Genomic DNA, 20,048 nt, shown 5'->3' with positions numbered 1-20,048 from the left:
TCTATCTTTTTTAGGTTTTAATTATTTTAATTGGTCTCCAACAAATGGTAATAAAGCTAAGTGACGAGCTCTCTTAATTGCTCTAGATACTTTACGTTGGTATTTTAACGAGGTTCCTGTGTAACGACGTGGCAAAATTTTACCTTGCTCGTTTACGAATTGAAGCAGGAAATCTGCGTCCTTATAATCAACATATTTAATACCATATTTTCTGAAACGACAGTATTTTTTCGTTGATTGTGTTTCTATATCTAAAGGTGATAAATAACGAATTTCTGATTCGTTCCCACCTGCTGCTTTTTTAGCTAATTCATCGATTGCCATAGTTCAAAAAATTTTTACTTGTTAGCGGTTTTTAATTTAGTTCTACGTTTTTCTGCCCATTCAACTCCGTGTTTATCTAATTTTACAGATAAATAACGTATTACACGTTCATCACGTTTGAAAACTAATTCTAACTGCGATACTAAATCAGTATTGTCTGTTTTGAACTCGATTAAATGGTAAAAACCATTGCGCTTGTTTTGGATAGGGTAAGCCAGTTTTTTCAAACCCCAATTTTCAGTTGCCACAATCTCTGCCTCATTGGCTGTGATGTAGTCGTGAAACTTTTTAACTGCTTCCTCTACCTGCGAATCAGATAGAACGGGAGTTAAAATGAAAACAGTTTCGTAATGTGTCATTTTACTTTCGTTTTAAATAAATTATACTAATATTTTGAGCCTGCAAATATATATACTTTTTTCTAAACTTTCAACTTCAATTGACTGATTTATTCATTTTTTTCTATTTCTTGTTTCTTTTCTTAGTTTTACGGTTATAATGATTAAAATTCACTGAAATCAATTCTTTGTAATAATTTTTCTGTAAAAAATTATTTTTTCAATATTTTTTTCACATATTTGTAATTGTAAAAAGTAAATACTTTTTCATAAATTTAGGTTGGTGGAAGAAGTCTTTGATTAATCAAAGACTTCTTTTTTTTATGCTGCTGTGTTTGTACATTTGTGTGCAAAGGAAGAAAACCCTCTTCTATCATATAATTATATTTTTTTACAGAAAAGATGACAACAAAGTACGCCCCAATAGACGCTGAATTGTACATAAAAAACCGTAAAAAATTCGGCAAAAGAATGCAACCTAACAGTATAGCTATTTTCAATTCTAACGATATTTATCCTATATCTGCAGATAGCACATTACCCTTTGCGCAACATAGAGACATTTTATATCTCTCGGGAATAGATCAAGAAGAAACGGTACTTATCCTTTTTCCAGACGCAAAAAATCCTAAACACAAAGAAGTTCTTTTTGTTCGGGAAACCAATGAACATATCGCCATTTGGGAAGGAGAAAAATTAAGCAAAAAGCAAGCAACCGCAATTTCGGGTATAGAAACTGTTTATTGGCTGCAAGACTTACCTGCCATTTTGCGAACACTAATGGTAGAAGCCGAAAATGTTTACCTCAACCAAAACGAACATTATCGGGTAGAAACCCCCATGGAAGTAGAAACTCGCGAAGCACGATTCAACAAAGAGCTACAAAAAACTTATCCTGCTCATACTTATTTACGCTCGAATCCGATTTTACAGCGTTTGCGCTCCATAAAAGACCCTATCGAGATAGAGCAGATTCAAAAAGCATGTGATATCACCGAAAAAGGTTTCCGGAACGTTTTGAGTTTTATCAAACCAGGAGTTTGGGAGTATGAAATAGAAGCCGAATTTGTGTATGAATTTCTAAAAAATCGGTCGAAAGGTTTTGCATATTCACCGATTATTGCCTCTGGAAAAAATGCGAATGTTTTGCATTATATCCAAAATAATCAGCAATGCAAAGACGGTGATTTGATTTTGATGGACGTGGCAGCCGAATATGCAAACTATTCTTCGGACATGAGTAGAACACTCCCTGTGAATGGGAAGTTTTCTGCCAAACAGCGTGAAGTATACGCCTCTGTTTTGCGTTGTAAAAAAGAAGCAGAAGATCGGTTGGTTAGCGGTACAAATTGGTATACATTCCACAAAGATATGGGCGAGGTATACACGGCAGAATTATTACAACTAGGTTTAATAGACAAAGCAGATGTGCAAAATCAAAATCCAGAGTGGCCTGCATATAAAAAATACATGATGCACGGAACATCTCATCATATGGGGCTAGATACGCATGATTACGGAATCTTAACCGATGATTTTGTTGAAGGAATGGTTTTCACAATCGAACCGGGGTTTTATTTACCTTCCGAAGGCTTCGGGATACGATTAGAAGATAACTATGTCGTTCAGAAAGAAGGAAAACCTTTTAATCTAATGCAAAATATTCCAATCGAAATTGATGAGATTGAAAGTTTGATGAATGTCTAAATTCTGACTAATTGATTGTAATAAGCCCCTAAAAGCAACGATTAGCAATACTTTTTGGGGTTTACTCTGAAGAGTTCATTTTTATTACAACTCTCCTATTTTCGAAATTCTTCCATTCTTCACACATTTCCACAGGCTTACATTCTGGATATTTCATCGCAGAAGTACCAATCCCCAATATATGCATACGCGAAAAATCTACGCCTTTTCCTTCTAAATATTGGGCAACTGCAAAAGCTCTTTTTTCTGATAAAGTAAGATTATAGCTTTCGGTACCCGCAGCATCGGTGTGCCCTTCTATTATAAAATTTACAGTAGGATTATCCACTAACAGCAGTGCTAATTTATCTAGAAAACTAAAATCATGGTCTCGGATAATGGATTGATCAAAATTAAACTTCACACTTCCCACCCATTTGTTTGCTAACTTTTCCAATGCTTCTTGTTTTTCTTCTTTGGCTAATTTTTGCATCGGACACCCAAAAGTTTCTCGCATTCCGACTTCATCCGGGCAGCGATCTATAAAATCATTTACGCCATCTCCATCCGAATCATAATCGTAATGAAAACGTATAATATCTCGTCGATCAGAAGAATTTTCTACCAAAACAGTATATGGTGTTGCCACATTATATTCTTTCCCGAGTTGTTCTATCTCTTTTCTATAACGCCCTGTTTTTCGGCAATATTCGCCACATCTATTTTCTTCTAGCATCAGCGATTTCACTTTATTGTATAACCAATAATACTTTATTGCTTCGCCGAAAGTGGACGTAGATTCCCAATCAGAAAACTCTTTTGAATAAACCAATTCACCATCTTTTCCGGTAATCGACAAGCGAGCATTTTGTGGCAAATGACAACTTTTCGTCACAAAATTTATGGGTCGATCAGACAGAAATCCATTGAAGTTCTTTGGAAAAGTTTCTTCTAAATTTATTGTCTTAGATTGCACTTCTATATTTCGCAATAAAGGAGTAAGAATCATAGATTCGAATGCCTTTAACTTAGTATCGATATTTTCTGAACTTTCTATTATCAAAGGTGAAATTCCTGTAGTATAACCTAAATAATTTAGGTTATTTTTATCGACAACTTTCCCTATTCCCAACACAAAATACTGAGCATTTTTCAGGTTCGATTTGATATCTAAATGAATATTCTGATTGGGATCTATTCGTCCATCAGAAGCAATGACTACCAAGCGATTAAAAGAATAATCGACCGGAATTTGATGTACTTTTTTCAGCGCTTCATTCAGTTTCATATTACCAGAGCCTTCGAGATTTAGTAACATTTCCTTTGCTTTTTCTATATTTTGTTTAGTTGCAAAAACAGAATGCGTCGCAAGTTGATTGCTGTGTTTATTGAAATAATAAATATTAAACTTTTCAGATTCTTTCAACTTTTCGATAACAGAGAGCATCATTTTTTTTGTTCCCTCTAAAGCAAACCCCCGCATAGAGCCCGAAGTATCCAATAAAAAAATATATTCTCTAGGCTTTAACTTTTCTTGCTCTATTTTGACTGGCGGTACAATATTACCCAAAAAATAAGCGCAGTTACCATCATCAAACCGTAACAAATTCGTTTGCATTTCTGTCATAAAATAGTGATAATATAGGTCTATTGTATGACCAAAAAAAACAGAGCTTTCGAATGTTTTGATGAGACGATTTACGTTATTTATCATCTGAAAATGTGCAGGAAGAGAGCGAGATAGCTGTCCATTTTCTCCAAGAATATTAATTTTATAGAGAAAATTTTTAGGTGTATATTCCTTTTTATCAAACTGAAAGCGCCTTGTAACAGTGAAATTTTTGGTTCGTTTTACAATCGGCGAACTCAACAAAAAGTTATAATCTTTTTTATTGTGATCAACAATTTTCGTCCATTTTATTCGGATTTTCAATTTCTTGCCCGCTGGCAAATCCGACAAATCAACCGTCATCAATTCGGATTGATCAGCATGAGCAGATATCGTTTGATTGTTTTTTTGTAATGCACGACGAACATTGGACAAAGTTTCTGCCCGAAACTCAATTTTCTCATCATCACTTTCAATCGTCAAGGCATACAAATTCTGGTTTCCTACGAATGGAACTACATAGCGTAATGCTATAGCATGTTGACTTTTATTGATAAAAACTTGTTCAGAAACAACCGTCCCCAACACCATTTGCAGTGAAGTTTCTACCATCAAACTCTCTACAAAAAGTGAAGCAAAATCTTCATCCTTATCTACTTCCACATAAGGAAAAACTACCTGAGCCTGAACAACATAAGCACAAAAAAACAGAATAGACAGTAAAAAATTCTTCATGATTTGATGATATAAAAATAAGGTTTATTCATTTGATATTTAAAATTTAACGAAAATCTTACCTAAATTTGCATTTTTATTTACAGCACACAATGAATTTTAATTTCACTGAAGTAGAACGCATAAAAAGCATCTCGGCAAAAGATTTCCAAAAGTATTATGTAAAACCTCAAAAACCAGTAGTAATAGAAACGGTTACCCACGATTGGCCTGCTTACGAAAAATGGAATTTTGAGTATATAAAAAAAGTAGCCGGTGAACAAATTGTGCCATTATACAACAATGATCCAGTGGATTACACTAAAAAAGTGAACGAACCGATTGCTAGAATGAAAATGTCGGACTATGTAGATTTACTACATCAAGGTCCTACTGATTTACGTATTTTTCTTTACAACCTCATGAGTAAAGTTCCGCAATTGCAGAACGATTATAAGATGCCCGATCTAGGTCTCAATCTATTCAAGTCTATGCCGATGTTGTTTTTTGGTGGCGAAGGATCTAATGTTTTTATGCATTACGATATCGATTTAGCCAATATTTTGCATTTTCATTTTGCAGGAAGAAAACGCTGTATCATCATCCCTCCCGAGCAGAGTAAATATATGTATAAAATCCCCTATTCGGTAATTTGCCGCGAAGATATTGATTTCGATAATCCTGATTTTGACCAATGGCCTGCTCTGAAAAGTCTGCGCCCCATGTCGGCAGATCTACAACACGGAGAAATGCTCTACATGCCCGAAGGTTGGTGGCATTACATGAAATATATTACACCAGGATTTTCTATGAGTTTACGTTCTTTGGCTCATAAGCCGAAAAACTTTGCAGAAGCTGTTTACAATATTTTTCTCATGCGCAATTATGATAATTTGATGAGAAAATTCAAAGGACAAGCATGGATTGATGAAAAAAATGAACGAGCTATAACCAATACCCATAAACGCTTGTCTATAAAATAAAGAAACTGTAGAAATATTTCTTATCCAAAACATCAAAACTAGATAACAATTCTATATTAATCCATTATTTAGTTTTGTTTTCTGATTATTCTTTTATTCTCTTCAAATTATAGATTATTTTTCAGAAAATTCAAACCTTTGCACCCTAATTTTAATCTATGGTTTCAGAGAAGAGAAATTTCTGGGCACTTTTGCCGCTTATCATATTTATTATTGTTTATTTTTCGATATCCGTATATCTCAACGACTTCTATAGCGTACCAGCTTTGGTCGTGTTTGTTGCAGTTACCTTATTGGCATTTTTACAATTTCCGGAAATAAGTTTCGATCGAAAACTAAAAGCATTCTCACAAGAAGCAGGTAACGAAACGCTTTTATTGATGATTCTGATTTTTCTTTTGGCGGGCGCTTTCTCTCAACTAGGAAATGCAATAGGTGGCATCCAATCAATTGCTAATTTTCTTTTACACTTTTTACCAGCGAAATTCATCCTACCAGGTTTTTTCCTTTTGGCATGCTTAACGTCGATTTCTATTGGGACTTCAGTAGGCACAATTGCAACTTTGGCTCCTATCACTGTAGAAATAGACCAACAAATACCTGGAAGTTTGGCTTTATTAATCGGTGCAATTATAGGAGGTGCAATGTTTGGCGACAACTTATCTTTTATTTCAGATACAACAGTTGCAGCCACAAGAACTCAAGAAATAGACATGAAGACAAAATTCAAAGCCAATATTCAACTGGTTTTACCCGCTGCAATTTGTACTATCCTTTTCTTTTGGTACGCATCGAGCGATTTACCTCCTGTAACCGAAAATACAACTACTCTTGATTTTGATTTTCTACAAACTCTCCCCTATCTCATTGTTTTTGGATTAGCAATCTATGGACTGAATGTTTTGTGGGCTTTGGTTATTGGCGTCTTAGCGTTCTTGCTTATAGGAGTTTTGGTTTATGATAATACATTTTTAGCTTTGATAGAGTCCATCAACAAAGGATTCAATAGTATGTTCGAACTCAGTCTGATGTGTCTAATTATTGGAGGATTGGTAGGTATTATTCGTTTGCACGGCGGTATTGATTACCTAACACATCTTTTTACCAATCGACTAAAAACAAAACGCCAGGCAGAATTAAGTATCGCAACCATGACCGCCCTGGTCGATGCTACCTTGGCCAACAACACCCTTACAATTCTGATCGTCGGGAATTTAGCCAAAGAAATATCCGAAAAAAACCAACTATCTCCGAAAAGAGTAGCCAGCATTCTCGACACCATGTCGTGCAGCATACAAGGCTTATTACCTTATGGTGCACAGATATTGGTTGCCTTAACCGCAACAGCTTCTCTGGGTAAAGTTTTGTCACCTTTATCAATAATCCCGTATTTAATTTATCCAATTTTGATTGGGATTTCAACCATTGTATCGATTCTTTTTTTCCGACCAAAAAGCGAATTAATCAACCAAAAAATCCAATAAAATTTAAACTATCCAAAAGTAATTTCTTTATAAGTAAAGTAAAACTAAACAAATTACCGAAGCAAAAAATTATTGAATATTATACCGTAACTTTGCAAAAAATTTGCATACCTATGAAAAGAGTAGTTGTCGGATTATCAGGAGGAGTTGACTCGAGCGTTGCAGCCTATCTTTTGAAAGAACAAGGTTACGAAGTTATTGGACTATTTATGCGCAACTGGAATGATGCAAGTGTTACACTAGAAGATGAGTGCCCCTGGATAGAAGATAGTGCAGATGCTTTGCTTACGGCCGAAAAACTAAATATACCGTTTCAGGTAATCGATATGTCTGCCTCTTACAAAGAAAGAATCGTAGATTATATGTTTGCAGAATACGAGCAAGGTAGAACGCCGAACCCAGATGTGTTATGTAATCGAGAAATAAAATTTGACTTGTTTCTGAAAACAGCTCTAGAGTTAGGAGCAGATTATGTTGCAACCGGCCATTATGCACGAAAAAATTCTTTTATTGATAAAAATGGAAAAGAAATATTCCAACTTATTAAAGGTGTCGACAATAACAAAGACCAATCTTATTTCCTTTGTCAACTCTCTCAAGAACAATTAAGTAAAGCTCTTTTCCCGATTGGTAATTTAGAAAAATCAGAAGTTCGTCGTATTGCTAAAAACCTAGATTTGGTTACAGCCGATAAAAAAGATTCACAAGGTTTGTGTTTTATCGGAAAAGTAAGTTTACCAGAATTCTTACAACAACAATTACGACCTAAAAAAGGGAAAATAATCGAAATTCCCAAAAGCTCTTCTATATATCAAAAAGAAGAAAAACATTTTCCTACCATAGAAAAAAAATTAGAAAACCAGGCCGCAGCAATAAGCTATAAAAAAACCGATGGTGAAATTGTTGGTGAACATCAAGGAGCACATTTTTTTACGCGAGGTCAAAGAAAAGGTCTGGGCGTAGGCGGAAAAGCTGAACCACTTTTCGTGTTAGCAACTGATGTGCAAGAAAATATCATTTATACTGGTCAGGGACATGATCATCCTGGGTTATTGAAAGATGCACTTTTTATACAAGCAGATGAAATTCATTGGATAAGAGAGGATATGGCTCTTAAGGAAGGAGAAAGTTTAGAGGTGCAAGCAAGAATTCGTTACCGTCAACCATTGCAAAAAGCAACTTTGCATCAAACCAAAAATGGATTATTTGTTGCTTTCGACACTCCACAATCGGCGATTACAGAAGGGCAGTTTTGTGCATGGTATATCGAAGACGAATTGGTAGGTTCTGGCGTTATACATCACTAGAAAGATAAGTTCAGCGCTTTATTTTTTTTTGTAATTACCTTTTACTCTAGTTAATTTCTGACTTATTTGACCATGAAGAACCTATTTTATTTACTTTTATTATCGTTACTCACTTGTTGTGCAGCGATACACAATGTACCCACCTCACAAGCTCCGAACAATTTTATTGAGCCCAACACATCGGGTTCTTTTGTCGATCAGAATGGTAATTTTTATCCTAATAATTGGAAGAAAAAATACGGAAAACCACCTACAAATGCCAATAGAAAAGAATATTCTTTAATGAAAATTGCCACTGAGCAACAATTCGATAACGAATTATCTATTTACGAAAAAAACCGACTTTCTGCAATAGCCAATAGAGTGAAATCGAAAAAAAGAGTCATCATTTTTGTACATGGGATTGATAATGATTATATGTCGAGCTTAAAAAATTACAATAAAGCAAAAACGTATATGAATATCAGTACAAAACAAGATGAAATAATAAACTTTTATTGGGATGGTTTGGTAAATGAAAGTCTTTTTGGAGCAGCAAAAGTATGGATTTCTGCTACCACAAATAGCCAAATGGCAGGCGTTTTTGGTTTGCGAAGAATACTCAATGTTATGAAAAACAAAGATATTTATTTGATTTCTCATAGCCGAGGTGCATCTGTAGTCCTCAGTGCGCTAACCAATCCTTCTCTGAAAAATAGCGAAATAAAAAGAGCAGAAAACGCACATCACGTAGTTTTTACGAATGCGCCACTATTGGCCGAAAATAATAACAAAATTTTCTGTATAATGCTAGCTCCGGCCATAGGAAAAATGGATTTCTTGACCGATGATGATGAATTAAAGCATTTTTCGCCCCAACTAAAAAAAATGCATATCACCATCAATAATTCTGATTATGTTCTAGGGAAAGGTCGTATAGGCTTCTTGTCTAAAAACCTAATTCCATCCAACTTTGGCTACAATGAAAAACTCTACAACGAATTACTTCTGAGCTATCCTTTTCTAGAAAAAACTGATTTTACTGGAATGAAATCGCATGATTTTAGACAGTACATTACCAACCCAAAATTCGTTGATATTCTAAAAAAATTTCATTTAGCTAAATAATAGAAGGCTAGAATCAATTTCTTTGATCGATAAAAAAAGTTGGTTTTCTTTTTAATGGATTATGCACTACGGGTAGAATTTCATCAGCCGACACAAAAACTACATCGGGAGCTACACGAAGTTTTGCTCGAAATGTATCTTTTACTTGATGTAAAAATTCGTCGGTTGTATTTTCCGAAACAATTTGTATAACCAAATTATCCGTTCCGACATCTGTATGAGATAGAACAATAAGATGCAGCTTTATTTCATCAAAACTCGATAATAAATCATGCATTATAGGTGGATATAGAGTTGTGCCTTTGTATTTAATCATTTGTTGTTTTCGACCTTCAACGGGTCCAATTCTATAGGTATTTCGACCGCAAGAACATTTTGCCGAATGCTTTCTCACCAAATCTCCAGTCTGATACCTCAACAGCGGCAACCCCTTCACTCCTAAGGGCGTAACTACTAGTTCACCTAGCTCACCCTCAGCAACTTCTTGTAAATTATCATCTAAAATCTCGCAAATAATTAGTTCTGGATGATGATGCCCGCCCTGCTTTTCTTCACATTCGGTAAATGCAGTAGCCATTTCTGTAGATGCATAAGTAGAGTATAAATCTAATGGCCATTTTTCTGTTATTTTTTTATGTAAAAGAGAAGGACTCAAATCTGCATTACGCAAAGCTTCACCAATACAAATCACTCCTTTTACCGATGAGTTTCTATAATCGATATTATTTTGCTCGGCGAATTCAATCATTTTCAATAAAAAAGACGGAACCGAAATAAGGTATTTGGGCTTGTATAATAAAATAGAATCCCACTGTAGTTGCGGGATACCTGCCCCTACTCTTATCACACTTGCCCCCATTTTTCGCAATCCTAAAAAATAAGCTAAGCCAGCCATAAAGCGTCTATCCATCGTGGTCATTAACTGCACACGATCACCCTTTTGGATAGAGGCACACTGAAAAGAAATCATTTCATTATATGCCAAACGATCCAAATCCTCATCTGTCAAACCGAAAGTTACGGGATCTCCTAGCGTCCCCGATGTAGTTGCAAAATCTACTATTTCTTGTGTCGGAACGCAGAAAAAATCATCATTATTCGTGTATAAATCTTCTTTCTTTGTAGTCGGTATTTTTGATAAATCTTTTAGCGATTTTAGGGTGGTCCAATCGATCGAATGTTGTTTGAATAAACGTTGATAATAAGGAGATTTTTCTGCTAAATAAGCCAAGTGCTCTCTTAGTTTTTCTTCTTGATACAATAGAATTTCTTCGCTGCTTTTTGTTTCGATCAGTGGAATCATTTTGTGTACTTTCTTAGTTTTACGAGTTGTTTTTCTATTTTTTTCCGATCAGGAATTGTTGTGATTTCTTTTTTCAATGCTTCTCGAAAATAGTGTATGGCTAAATCATATTTTTTTTGCAACAAGGCATTTATCGCCGCATCATTGTAAACTTCCCAGAAAGAAGGATTCAATGAAATATATTCAGTCATTTTATCGTCTGAAAAGACAATTTTTTGTTGGTGTGCTTTTCTTATTTCTCGTCGAAGTTTTTTAAACTTCTCAAAATCTCGTAGTGCATGACTGTCGACAAAGGGTGATTTTTTAATTTTCAGAGAATCAATCACAATTGCTGTTTGTAAATTTAAGCGATCATTCAAAAAATTTAAATCATAAACTGTATACTCGCCCAAATTATAGGGAGAAGATGAAACGTATACCAACTTTTTTTCGGGCCTAAAAACAATGCCATGATGGGCCAATAGTGCATTCAAGGCTTTTTCATTTCCATACCCTATTTCTTTATCACTCAAACCTTTATAATCCTGCAACATCCTTACAACCTTCTCTACATCAAACACTTGCACATAATCTATTTTCTCTTTTATTTTTTGGTATCGATAATCCGAATGTGAGTTTATGATATGTTGTTGATTTCTTTTATCGGTTTGATATACTTGACCTTGAAAGTGATTGGTACTGATTAAGTAGGATTGTTGAGGATAAACAACATCAAATTTTTTTGGTGAAATTTCTATCAAAACTGCTTTTCGATCTTTAGCACTACCAATCATAATGGATTCTGAAACAAAAACTTCTTTTTTCTTTGCAATCGAAATGGCTTCTTCTATGGTTGAAGCATATTGTAGAATTTCGCGAACGACTAATGAAATCGGTGTTTTTGCTTTGTGTGGTATGCTTGATTTTCCTGCATTGATGGTTGCGGTTAGACCTTCGGTATTCATACCAGATGTAACGCCGATAAAACCTGGCCAAGAAACCGATAAAAAACCGTATCCTTTTTCGGGTAAAATAAATTGAACCAGCTTATTTTCTGCAAACTCATCATTGATATAAAAATCGAAATTTCGACCAATGATCAATTCCTGATCAATAGATTTCTCGTCCCACAAAGCCACCGAAGAGCAGCCTACGATCATCAAATCGGTCATAGCATGCCCTATATCGTGTGCACCGTGCAAATACAAATTTCGTTGGTAACTGGGTGCTAAAGCAGCGTATTGATCGGATGCAAACTGCGACAATCCATACAATTCTGCCTGGTATTCTGGCAAGATATACTCCTGGATATCACGGTTGAACCATTTGAGAAAAATAAGTGCGAAATTTAGTTTTTTATTTTCTCCGACCAATTGTTGAACTCCGTTAAAAAAAACTTCCTCTTGGTGTTGATATAGTTTTTGTGTTAACATTCCATTTTTCACTCCTATAGCATATGGATTTCCGGATAAGTACAACTCCCAATTACCTTGTATATTCTTTCGTAAAAAATTTTGTCCGATCTTTCGAACCGTATCATTGATTTTTACTAAATCGAAATCAGCTTTAGGGTAAGATGATACGTTAACGGTTTGCTTCAAACTACGATTTATACCGCAGGATTGGAGCAATAGAATCATCATAATTAGAGCTAGAAAATTTTTCATTTTTGCGAAGCAATTACTTTATCCAATAATTCGTCGTATCCATTAAGCATCTCGGATCCAGTAACAAATGCACCGATGGTTACGCCCAACACACCATGCATTCGAACATTTTGCCCTGTAATAAATAAGTTTTTCAACTTTGTTTTAGCCGAAATAAATGTTTTCATCGGTGCATTTGCATCTTTCACATAACCGTATAAATTTCCATTTTTCGAACCAATAAAATCACGATAAGTCAGAGGCGTAGATGTGTAAACATGCTGGATTTTTTCTCTTATCAGTGGAAATTTTTTCTCCAATTCGTCTAGTAATTTGTTTGTTTTGCGTTTTTTAAACGCTTCATAACGCATACCTCTTTTACCATAATTATCATTGGTAGACACATTCACTGTCTTGTGCCACTCAGCCAATTCTTCATAGTCCATATAGGTCATTACGGTCATTCCTTCTGCCCATTGCTGTTTTTTTCCATTGGCCGTAAAAGTTGCAATATACACAGAGGGCCATTGTGATGTATCTAACAAGTGTTCATTGAGATAGTTTTTTTTCGATTGATGATGGTAAAAATTATATGGAAAATATGGTAGAGATTCTGGCTTTAATACCAAATATAATGAAAAAACAGATGGTGTGAAACGTAAACCATTTATTCGCCTGTTAAAAGGTTTAGGGAAATGTTGTTCGCCTACCAAACGTATAGTGTCATTGAGGTTAATATTCGACACAAAATTATCGGCCAAATATATTGATCCGTCTTTCGTAGTACATGACTTTATAGACTGATTTTCAACCTTAAAACCTACAACTTCCTGATATTTGACAACTTCTCCTCCATATTTTTTTAATACCCTGATTAATTGTTTTGCTATTTGGCTACCACCATCTATACATCGCCAAGCACTTTTCATATACGAATTTACAGATAAAGCATGTACGTATAAAGGTGTTGTCTCGGCTTCACCAACATATAAAAAATTATTTCCGACCAGAACACTTTTCAATAATTGATTGTCTGTTATCTCATCTAAAAAGTCGACCAAACGAATCGATAAAATATCGTCATCGTAAGTCATTTTTCCTTTTTTCAAATTGTACATAGGGAATGCATCGCATATCTTTTCTATGGTCTGGCAATATTTACGGAGTGCTTTTTCTTCTTTAGGGAAATGTTTTACCAATTGTTGAATGAAATTTTCATATCCTTGAGCCAAACAAAACGTTTCTTCTACATCGTCAAATGATATTTGATCGAAACAATTCTCATCAAGTTTCTGCAATTTCAGATGGGGCATTATTTCTAAATAAGTGAAATATTGGTATAAATTTTGGCCCAAATCTAGTCCTCCGATATAATGAACGCCGGTATCGAAAATGGTTTTATTTCGGGTAAAAGTTTGCAAATTTCCTCCGAATTGATTATTCTTTTCTAAAACAATCACTTTCTGCCCTTCTTTTGCCAAAATTACTGCCGTAACCAAACCGCCTAATCCGCTCCCTATTATTACCGTATCGTACTGTTTCATAATCGTTTCAAGTGCATGAAGTTATCGGTAGGATATTTTATGACAAAGTCGGTAAAATGTTCTACAGAAAGAGAGGTATCTACAACAAAGATTTCTTTGATAGATGTTGATATTTCTATAGTAAATTTTTGTGCATCAACAATCATAATTGTGCAATCTTCTGGAATTGTTTCATTGGTTAGGTAAAGAATTTCTCGAGTTTTTGTTATATAATTGGTTTGGGCAATCGCTCTTTTTTCTTTGCTTTCTATATAGGTTAACATTTCTCTTTTGGGCTGTTGCATTGTCAAAATAAAATCAAATTCGCCAAAATCATTTGCATAACGGTAAATTTTTCCTGTTTTGTTTAGTAAAACGTTCAATTCATGATAAACAGTTTTTTTTTGGTCAAAATTTATCTTCATTTCATGGACAACCTCATTTTCTTTATACAGAAAGCTTAAAAATAATTTTTTTCTAAAATAATTTTCATCTTCGTAATAATCTCGTAATTTCTGATATTCTTCTTTGAAATGTCGACTTATCTTTTTGGCTTGTTCGCTGTATGATGTACCATAATTTTGATCATTTGGTTGAATAACTTTTCCGAAAACACAAGTTAGTTGACCATCGAAAATAAACCATTCATTTTTTGGCCAAACATCCGAAACACCTAACAAATACAATGGTTGAATAGGGAGTTCGAGTTCATTAGCCAAATAAAAAGCTCCTTTATGAAAACGACCAAGGGCATTGTTTGGTGAACGCGTTCCTTCTGGATAAATGATGACAGAAAATTCATTTCCTATACGATTTTTGAGCTTTTCTAAATTACTTTCGATCCCTTTGGAAATTGGAAAAAAACCGGCCGATTGAATTGCTTTTCCAAAAATAGGCGAACGATAAACCCAATCATTGACCACAAAAATAGAGTGTTTAAGCAACATTTTATTTAGCGGTATGTCGAGCGAGCTCGAATGATTAGATATAAAAACGGTTTGCTGATGGTTTTTGGCTGAATGATTGATTATTTTCTTTTTAACAAAAGGGTTCAGATAGGGAATAGTTTTCATAAAATTGGTTAGAAGCCAATCAAAAAGCTGGTATTTTTTTTGCCGAGATATTGGTACAATAATTCGTAAAATACGAATGATTCCGTTCAAGATAATTCCGAAGAAAATAAAATAGAAAAACAAATAAAATGTTGTGATAACAATGCGTAAACTAACGGGGGATAGTCCTTTACGTGGGCGATTGAAAAACAGAAACCGAAAAACTGGTGGGTACAAAACAAACGTTACAAGAGCAGCAACCGAAACTCCTATTATAGCAATAGAAGCAATAGATTTTAGGGCTGGATGTTGTGCAAAAATTAATGATCCGATGGCTAACAAGGTGGTTGTTACTGCTAAAAGAATCGAAATTTTGTAGCTTTTAGTTTCGTTGATTCCAGTAGTATATTGTCTTTGCAATGCACTTGTCATGAAAATACTAAAATCTACACCATGACCAAAAATTAAAGTACACACTATGGAACTAAAAATATTGAATTCTATTTTAAAAAGTCCCATCAAACCTGCTGTAACCAATGCTGTAACAATGATTGGCAATAAACTTACCAGGACCAATTCTACTCGTCTGAAAAATATCCAAAGTATAATTATAATGGCTATAGAAGAGTAATTAATCAATCGATTAAAGTCGCTCACCATTGCACCTAAATATGTCTCGATCAGCTGTTTACGGTCTATTAGCACATTTTTCTCGGCAGTATGATAGTCTTGTATAAAGAATTGTTTCTGTTTTGGGTGGACTTTAACCAATGTAGAAACTGTATAAAAACTATCTTTAGAGGTTATAAATTGATCAAAAAATGTTGTGTCAAAATCTCGAATGGTTTTAGGAGTTAGAAGAGAAAATCGGTTCGATAAATGTGTATAAAATTCTGAATATGTTTCTGGTAGAAAACCTACTTTTTCACCTTCATTAATCAACATTTTTTTCAGTTGTAATTTTCTTTCTTCTGTCCAAAAGGAATTCCATTTTTCTATTTTTTCTTGTTGCTTATTTTTGGGTAATAATAGTGGAGAAATAGAAGAGAAATCTTCGATTTTAGAGTTTTTTAAATCTTTTTGTAAACGAAAAAAAACTTTTTCTGACTCTTCTAGCACTTCTTCTAATGAACTGCCATAATTCACCAAATACAAAGAAGATTGCATCATCGATGTCTTTTGAGACAAGGTTTTTTCAGCTTTTAATTGATCTTCTGGCGTGTAATTCAGGCTCGATAAATCTTGATTGAATTTTACGCTAGAAAATGTAAATAGACTTACTATCACCAACACCAACGTGACAAAAATCAACGGTTTATTCTGATCGAAACTGAGCGAAGCAAATCGGTCAATAAATGTAGTTTTTTCTTCTGATTTTGCTAATCTAGGACGATACAAATGTGGGATGAAAAGTAAAGTAAAAATACCGCTCATCAATACCGTAATGAACGCAAAAATCCCTAAATCGATTAAAGCATCAGAGTGCAAAAACACTAGACAAATAAAGGCTGTTGCCGTCGTAAGACAACTCATAAGTATGGGTTGAGTAATTTCTTTGTATAGGATTTCTACAGACTGTTTTTCTCTAAAATGTGTCATCATATGCAAAGCATAATCAATCGTAATTCCCAATAAAACTGCTCCTATACTGATTGAAATCGCGGATACTTCTTTTCGGATAAAATAAATTATTACCAGCGCTGTTGTAAAACCAAAAACTGTTGGGATAAATAATATTAGGGGAATTGAGATTTTCCGATAAAAAAACATTAAAAGTACCACCAAAAAACTCATAGAAATTGCAATGGTTTTTATGATATCAGATTTTATTTGCTTCGCATTGGCAACTGCAATAATGGGTGCACCAAAAAACTGAACATTTATGTGTGTAAACTCTTTATTGATTTTCGATTCTATTTCTTTTATCCCCTCTACAAACGCTGCATTGTTTTGGGTATCACCGCTTTTATGTTTAGGATTGATAAAAAGCAATAGTGTCGATTTATCTTGGGTAAAAAGATAACCATCTTGATACAACAAATCACTCATGGAGCTCATTTCCTGCAATTTTTTCATGCCCAAAAAAGTTAAACCTAATGGATCTTTTAGGATAAAATTTCGACTAATAATTCCAGCAGGAGAAGTTAAACGCTCATAATTAGTTTGGGTTAATGCACGAATCGAATCTTGATTGATTTTCTGTTCAATTATCGTATAATCATCATCCGACAAAAAGTTTGGTAAATGATTATATACCATCGTAAAAGCATCTTCTAAAATTTCTTCATTTTGTACACCTTGAATACTTATTATAGAATTCTTATACTTTTCTAACTCGAGTTCGATTGCTTCTGCAGCGTCTATCAATTGCTCATCATTACCACCATTTTTCTTCTGAACAAGAACGGTAATTTTGTCTGAAAAATTTTGTTGTTGAAAAACTTTTGTGGTGATATTTCCTTGTTCACTTTTAGGGAGTATTTTCGTTATATCATCTTCTATCTTCAGGCTAGAAATAATAAAAAAACCTACCAATAAACTGATCAGAGCCAAACCAATACTTAGTGATCGATGTCGGTTTACCCATTTGTAAAATCGATAGAATAATTGGTACATGAATAGAAATTTTGTCTAAAATTAAGACAATTATAGTAAGATGAAAAGAAACCTTTTTCTTTATTCTAATTTCATTTTCTTAGTAGAAGTTTTTTGGGCCAAAAAATAAATAAAGCATACACTACTAGAAAAGTATTGAGTACACTTATACGGGCGAAATCCCAAAAGGGCCTAAAGTGAGAAACGCGTTCATTCATATCATACAAAACCTTCACCGGAACGTGTTCGATGGTAACCCTACGCCAAGCTAAACGCACGATAACTTCTATCTCGAACTCGAATTTTTGTGTGTATAAACGTTTTGGTAATTTTTCTACCGGATACAAGCGATAACCAGATTGCGTATCTTCTAACTTTATTCCGGTTTCGAACCAAAACCAAAAATTAGAAAAATTATTCCCGAAACTACTTTTCTTTGGAATGCCTTCTTGTGTCATATTTCTATTGCCAATCAACAAAATTTGCTCTCCTTTTTTTTGATCTAATCGCTCTAAAAATACTGGTAAATCATCTGCATAATGTTGACCGTCGGAGTCGATCGTTATAGCAAATGAATAATTCTTTTCTTTGGCCCAACGAAAACCACATTTCAGTGCATTTCCTTTCCCTGTATTTATTGGTATATGGATTATTGAAATTTTTTTATATTTCGATAAAATTTTGTTTGTATCGTCGGTAGAACCATCATTTACCACCAATACATTTTCTGTAAAATCCAAAACTCCATCGATGACTTTTGCCAAAGTTTTGTAATTATTGTAGGTCGGAATGATAACGCAAACTCGATATTTATCGAATAGTTTTGTTGTGATTGCTTGCAAAATTTTAGTTAAATTTCTCTTTTTCTGATGCTGTAAAACCCTTAGAATGTTGACTGTATTTTTTTATCAACATTTTTACCTCTTTCGTTTGTTGCGAGTATAAGTTTAGGATACTTTTCTTGTCTTCTGTTAGGTTTCTATTATAAGCAATTACTTTGGGCAAATTCTCTTGTATAATAAAACGAATAAGACGTATTTCTGCATTACTTGGTTCTGATTGTATAGCTGCCTCAATTTTCGAAGAACCGCTAATAAGTAATTTTTTTCTCGTTTCCTTTGCACCAAAATAACGCGAATACAACATTTCTGACGCACCTTGATACGCCAACATAGTTGCGTCTTTTCCTTTATACGAATGTAGAGCATTATAGAAACTGATTGTTTCTTCCTTACTTTTCGATGCTTGCTCGAATTTTTTTCTAACCTCTGATAAAGTTGAACCGAAAAAAATGAAAGTTACTAATAAAAATCCTAAAAAAAGTTTCATAACATAGAGTTTTCAAATTCTGCACTCAATTTCAAGGCAACTACCGATTCATAAACAGTCATCCCCTTCACCCTCAACCGATTATGATATTTTTGAATATCAAGTGAAATATGCAGTATAGGGTGTTCTTGAGGATTTATTATGGCCATAAATTTCACATTGCTCAACTTATTCAATCGCCATTTTTGTTGGGTAATTTCTTCTACCAATTCTTTGATAATCTGTATCATACACACACCTGGTGTTACTGGATTACCAGGAAAATGCCCCTCGAAAATAGAATGATTTTTATTCAATTCTATTAGAACTTGATAGGAATTTTCAGTCTTTTCTTCATTCGAAATAACGGTGTAAAATTTATGTAAAACAGCCATAAATCAAGTTTATTTTCTCAGTAAATTGCTTTAAACAATCCAAAAATACAAATTCTTATTCGATTCACATTATGGCCTAAATATAGATGGACTTATATTCGGGTTTATCGATTTATTCGAAAATAAAATCTGTGTATAATCATTACTTGGTTCGATTAGTTTTACTTCACTAACCATATCAACTTGCTTATCAAATTGTAATTCGATTCGTTTTAAATATTTTTTGGCAGTTTTTGATTTTGGCATTAATCTAACCAAAAAACCTTTAGTATTGGTATAAAAATCACTCTCGAACGCTGGATTATCAAACAAATCTCCGTTGAATGACCCAATGATTAGAGCATTTAACTGTGCGAAGTTTTTTTGACGACTAAGATCTGTTGTTTTACTTTTATTGGCTTGTTTCAGAGTTATTTTATTATCAACAAATATTACCGAAGTTTTACTCGGACTGGTGTATTGCCACAAAACTTTATTTGGATTTTGAAGATAAAACTTCCCTTTAGAAACCGTTGGTTTTTTCAAGAAACTCAAGTGTTTTGTTTCTGTAAATGTAGCAGAAAAAGTGTTTATCTTATTCATCTCTGTCTTCACAGATTTCTTGAAATTAATTATTTCATTGTAACTCATCCTATTTTGTGCCAGAGAAAAAGTAGCCAATAATACCAAAAACAAAATTGCTAATTTCTTCATAT

The 20,048-nt window shown here is 34.0% G+C and carries 15 protein-coding genes and 1 pseudogene; 5 read left to right on the top strand and 11 right to left on the bottom strand.

Translation table 11 applies throughout. From position 1 onward, the window contains the following. Nucleotides 1-21: 21 nt before the first annotated feature. The gene (gene rpsR / locus WEEVI_RS08140; RefSeq protein WP_013598672.1) at nucleotides 22-324 is read right to left on the bottom strand and encodes a 30S ribosomal protein S18; all 303 of its coding nucleotides are present in this window, start codon (nucleotides 322-324) and stop codon (nucleotides 22-24) included. 14 nt (nucleotides 325-338) lie between these two features. Continuing rightward, nucleotides 339-683, bottom strand: coding sequence for a 30S ribosomal protein S6 (gene rpsF, locus WEEVI_RS08135; protein WP_013598671.1), 345 nt, complete (start codon nucleotides 681-683; stop codon nucleotides 339-341). Nucleotides 684-1,064: 381 nt separating this feature from the next. Here rpsF and WEEVI_RS08130 point away from each other — a divergent pair, with 381 nt between their 5' ends. Continuing rightward, nucleotides 1,065-2,369 carry an aminopeptidase P family protein gene (locus WEEVI_RS08130; RefSeq protein WP_013598670.1) on the top strand — a complete coding sequence of 435 codons (1,305 nt, stop codon included), beginning with the start codon at nucleotides 1,065-1,067 and terminating at the stop codon, nucleotides 2,367-2,369. Nucleotides 2,370-2,430: 61 nt separating this feature from the next. Here WEEVI_RS08130 and WEEVI_RS08125 read toward each other — a convergent pair whose 3' ends face one another. Next, nucleotides 2,431-4,692, bottom strand: a complete 2,262-nt coding sequence (locus tag WEEVI_RS08125) for an OmpA family protein (RefSeq protein ID WP_013598669.1) — start codon at nucleotides 4,690-4,692, stop codon at nucleotides 2,431-2,433. A gap of 92 nt (nucleotides 4,693-4,784) precedes the next feature. On the opposite strand from WEEVI_RS08125, the gene WEEVI_RS08120 reads away from it, so the two are divergent. The 4 genes from WEEVI_RS08120 (at nucleotide 4,785) to WEEVI_RS08105 (ending at nucleotide 9,552) form a co-directional block, all read left to right on the top strand. Next, a complete protein-coding gene (locus WEEVI_RS08120) occupies nucleotides 4,785-5,654 on the top strand; it encodes a cupin-like domain-containing protein (RefSeq protein WP_013598668.1) in 870 nt (289 codons plus the stop codon). A gap of 158 nt (nucleotides 5,655-5,812) precedes the next feature. Continuing rightward, on the top strand, nucleotides 5,813-7,138 hold the full coding sequence (locus WEEVI_RS08115; protein ID WP_013598667.1) for a Na+/H+ antiporter NhaC family protein: 1,326 nt from the start codon (nucleotides 5,813-5,815) through the stop codon (nucleotides 7,136-7,138). A gap of 113 nt (nucleotides 7,139-7,251) precedes the next feature. After that, nucleotides 7,252-8,445, top strand: a complete 1,194-nt coding sequence (mnmA, locus tag WEEVI_RS08110) for a tRNA 2-thiouridine(34) synthase MnmA (RefSeq protein WP_013598666.1) — start codon at nucleotides 7,252-7,254, stop codon at nucleotides 8,443-8,445. Between the two features lie 72 nt (nucleotides 8,446-8,517). Next, complete coding sequence (locus WEEVI_RS08105) at nucleotides 8,518-9,552, top strand: alpha/beta hydrolase (RefSeq protein ID WP_013598665.1); 1,035 nt, start codon at nucleotides 8,518-8,520, stop codon at nucleotides 9,550-9,552. A 13-nt stretch (nucleotides 9,553-9,565) separates the two neighbouring features. On the opposite strand, the gene flxY is transcribed toward WEEVI_RS08105, so the two are convergent. The 8 genes and pseudogenes from flxY to lolA2 form a co-directional block, all read right to left on the bottom strand. Beyond that, entirely contained in the window at nucleotides 9,566-10,855 is a 1,290-nt protein-coding gene (gene flxY, locus WEEVI_RS08100; protein WP_013598664.1) for a flexirubin biosynthesis putative acyl-CoA ligase FlxY, read from the bottom strand. Continuing rightward, nucleotides 10,852-12,501, bottom strand: coding sequence for an acyl-CoA--6-aminopenicillanic acid acyl-transferase (locus WEEVI_RS08095; protein WP_013598663.1), 1,650 nt, complete (start codon nucleotides 12,499-12,501; stop codon nucleotides 10,852-10,854). The genes flxY and WEEVI_RS08095 overlap by 4 nt, the downstream gene beginning before the upstream one ends. Beyond that, nucleotides 12,498-14,024 (bottom strand): phytoene desaturase family protein, encoded by a 1,527-nt coding sequence (locus WEEVI_RS08090; RefSeq protein WP_013598662.1) that lies wholly within the window; start codon nucleotides 14,022-14,024, stop codon nucleotides 12,498-12,500. The genes WEEVI_RS08095 and WEEVI_RS08090 overlap by 4 nt, the downstream gene beginning before the upstream one ends. Continuing rightward, nucleotides 14,021-17,671 carry an MMPL family transporter gene (locus tag WEEVI_RS08085; RefSeq protein WP_013598661.1) on the bottom strand — a complete coding sequence of 1,217 codons (3,651 nt, stop codon included), beginning with the start codon at nucleotides 17,669-17,671 and terminating at the stop codon, nucleotides 14,021-14,023. The genes WEEVI_RS08090 and WEEVI_RS08085 overlap by 4 nt, the downstream gene beginning before the upstream one ends. Before the next feature lie 77 nt (nucleotides 17,672-17,748). Further along, nucleotides 17,749-18,492: pseudogene (locus tag WEEVI_RS08080) on the bottom strand (glycosyltransferase family 2 protein); the annotation flags it as partial. A 4-nt stretch (nucleotides 18,493-18,496) separates the two neighbouring features. Beyond that, a complete protein-coding gene (locus WEEVI_RS08075; protein WP_013598659.1) occupies nucleotides 18,497-18,979 on the bottom strand; it encodes a hypothetical protein in 483 nt (160 codons plus the stop codon). Further along, nucleotides 18,976-19,353, bottom strand: a complete 378-nt coding sequence (locus WEEVI_RS08070) for an ApeI family dehydratase (protein ID WP_013598658.1) — start codon at nucleotides 19,351-19,353, stop codon at nucleotides 18,976-18,978. Before WEEVI_RS08070 ends, WEEVI_RS08075 begins: the two co-directional genes overlap by 4 nt. A 69-nt stretch (nucleotides 19,354-19,422) precedes the next feature. Continuing rightward, nucleotides 19,423-20,046, bottom strand: a complete 624-nt coding sequence (gene lolA2, locus WEEVI_RS08065; protein ID WP_013598657.1) for a flexirubin biosynthesis/transport protein LolA2 — start codon at nucleotides 20,044-20,046, stop codon at nucleotides 19,423-19,425. Nucleotides 20,047-20,048 lie beyond the last annotated feature (2 nt).

The organism is Weeksella virosa DSM 16922 (assembly GCF_000189415.1).
Lineage (GTDB): Bacteria > Bacteroidota > Bacteroidia > Flavobacteriales > Weeksellaceae > Weeksella > Weeksella virosa.
Note: the sequence above shows the minus strand (reverse complement) of the source record. Positions and strands in the feature narration are given on the sequence as shown.